Below are 528 nucleotides of genomic sequence, written 5' to 3'. Positions count from 1 at the left end.
GTGCCGTTGGCCAGGGTGTAGGTCCATTGGCCGCTGCTGTCCACGGCGATCGCGCCGTAGGTGCCGGTATTTGACCCGGCAATACTCCAAGTGGCGGTGGCATCGTGATCGATGTCGGTCGAGCTGAACTGGCCGCTGACGCTGAGCGTGGTGTCCTCCTGCACCGCGCCGACCTCGTTGCCGACCGCGAAGCTGAGCACTGGCGCGTCGTTGCTGCCGGTAATGGTAACGGTCACCTGCTGGGTGGCCGCGCCACCGAGGCCATCGCTGACCTGCACGCTNTGTCCACGGCGATCGCGCCGTAGGTGCCGGTATTTGACCCGGCAATACTCCAAGTGGCGGTGGCATCGTGATCGATGTCGGTCGAGCTGAACTGGCCGCTGACGCTGAGCGTGGTGTCCTCCTGCACCGCGCCGACCTCGTTGCCGACCGCGAAGCTGAGCACTGGCGCGTCGTTGCTGCCGGTAATGGTAACGGTCACCTGCTGGGTGGCCGCGCCACCGAGGCCATCGCTGACCTGCACGCTGA

2 protein-coding genes are annotated in these 528 nt (G+C 66.0%); both read right to left on the bottom strand.

Going from position 1 to position 528, the window contains the following annotated elements:
- Positions 1-278: VCBS domain-containing protein (locus ACLD1X_RS29185; protein WP_429373742.1), on the bottom strand; the 278-nt coding region annotated here is incomplete at its 3' end.
- A complete protein-coding gene (locus tag ACLD1X_RS29180) occupies positions 233-481 on the bottom strand; it encodes a hypothetical protein (protein ID WP_429373744.1) in 249 nt (82 codons plus the stop codon). The genes ACLD1X_RS29180 and ACLD1X_RS29185, both read right to left, overlap by 46 nt.
- Positions 482-528 lie beyond the last annotated feature (47 nt).

This window comes from Pseudomonas sp. 18173 (assembly GCF_050432945.1).
Classification (GTDB): Bacteria; Pseudomonadota; Gammaproteobacteria; order Pseudomonadales; family Pseudomonadaceae; genus Aquipseudomonas.
The sequence above is the reverse complement of the archived record's forward strand: the minus strand, read 5'-3'. Positions and strand labels throughout refer to the sequence as shown.